General features: G+C 72.5%; 2 protein-coding genes and 1 pseudogene. All 3 read left to right on the forward strand.

Annotation, left to right across the window (positions count from 1 at the left end):
* Positions 1-186 (forward strand): annotated as a pseudogene (locus tag ACJA3G_RS36785) (sugar kinase); the annotation flags it as partial.
* Positions 183-947, forward strand: a complete 765-nt coding sequence (locus ACJA3G_RS36790; protein WP_406557360.1) for an IclR family transcriptional regulator — start codon at positions 183-185, stop codon at positions 945-947. The pseudogene ACJA3G_RS36785 and the gene ACJA3G_RS36790, both read left to right, overlap by 4 nt.
* Entirely contained in the window at positions 944-1,393 is a 450-nt protein-coding gene (locus ACJA3G_RS36795) for a RidA family protein (RefSeq protein ID WP_406557361.1), read from the forward strand. Before ACJA3G_RS36790 ends, ACJA3G_RS36795 begins: the two co-directional genes overlap by 4 nt.
* The last annotated feature ends 117 nt before the right edge of the window (positions 1,394-1,510 follow it).

Below are 1,510 nucleotides of genomic sequence, written 5' to 3' on the forward strand. Positions count from 1 at the left end.
GTACGGGAACGGGCGCGGCACGGGCACCTCATGGCCGCCGCCGTGCTCACCGTGCCCGGCGACCACACGGCCCCGCCCGCCCGCGCCCACGCCGACCGGCTCGCCGCCCTGGACGACGACGCCTGGGGGAGACTTCGACTCGGCCCCGGCTGGACGGGGGAGGAAAGGGAGGTACGGACGCCATGAGCCAGACCGTCGACCGGGCGCTGAGCATCCTGCCGCTGCTGGCGCAGGGCCCCGCCGACCTCGGCCAGGTCGCCGAGCGGCTCGGGGTGCACAAGTCGACCGCCCTGCGGCTGCTGCGCACCCTGCACGAGCACGGCCTCGTCTACCGGCAGGAGGACCAGCGCTACCGCCTCGGCGCCCGCCTGTTCGCGCTCGCCCAGGAGGCCGTCGAAAACCTGGACGTACGGGAGATCGCCCACCCCCACCTCGTCGCGCTCAACGAGCGGATCGGGCACACCGTCCACCTCGCGGTGTACGAGGACGGCGAGGTGCTCTACATCGACAAGGTGGAGAGCCGCTACCCCGTCCGTATGTACTCGCGCATCGGCAAGCCCGTCGCCATCACCGTCGCCGCCGTCGCCAAGCTGCTCCTCGCCGACCTGCCCGAGCCCGAGCGCCGGGCGGTGGCCGACCGGCTCGACTACCCCCTGTACACCTCCCGTTCGACGCCCAACGCCCACGCGTTCCTGAAGGAGCTCGCGGCCGTACGCGAACAGGGGTGGGCCACCGACCTCGGCGGCCACGAGGAGTCCATCAACTGCGTGGCCGCGCCCGTGACCGGCACGGACGGCCGCGTCGTCGCCGCGATGTCCGTCTCCGCGCCGAACGTCGTCGTCACCGCCGAGGAACTCCTCGGCCTGCTCCCGCTGGTGCGCCGCACCGCGGACGCCGTCAGCCGGGAGTACTCCGGCACCATCCCCGAGAAGGAAGGCAGTTCATGACCGGGAAGAGCAACGGGCCCGAGAAGCCCGAGAAGCCCGAGAAGGCAGCCCTGATCCCCGCCACCCACGCCACCCCGCCCGCGAAGTTCTCGCACGGCGTGCGCAAGGGCAACATCCTCCAGGTCGCCGGGCAGGTCGGGTTCCTGCCGGCGGCCGACGGCAGGGCACCCGTCACCGCCGGTCCCACCCTGCGCGAGCAGACCCTCCAGACCTTCGCCAACGTCAAGTCGGTCCTGGAGGAGGGCGGCGCCACCTGGGACGACGTGATGATGATGCGCGTCTACCTCACGGACGTCGCCCACTTCGCCGAGATGAACGAGATCTACAACGCGTACTTCGAGGAGCAGGGCCTGAAGGCCCCCGCCTCGGCCCGTACGACGGTGTACGTGGGCCTGCCCCCGGGGCTGCTCATCGAGATCGACGCGCTGGCGGTCCTGGACGACTGACCGCCGTATGCGCTTGGCACGACCGCTCGACAGGCCGCACGGAGCGGCGCCCCGGACCGCCGGGGCGCCGCCCCGCGGTCCCCCACACCCCGGAACAGCCCTGCCGAACACCGGAGC

The organism is Streptomyces sp. YS-3 (genome assembly GCF_045257485.1).
In the GTDB taxonomy this organism is placed as follows: Bacteria; Actinomycetota; Actinomycetes; order Streptomycetales; family Streptomycetaceae; genus Streptomyces.

Excerpts from the sequence above, each read along its gene's own strand:
- ACJA3G_RS36795 (WP_406557361.1), top strand. The coding sequence starts at position 944 with ATGACCGGGAAGAGCAACGGGCCCGAGAAGCCCGAGAAGCCCGAGAAG.
- ACJA3G_RS36790 (WP_406557360.1), top strand. The coding sequence starts at position 183 with ATGAGCCAGACCGTCGACCGGGCGCTGAGCATCCTGCCGCTGCTGGCG.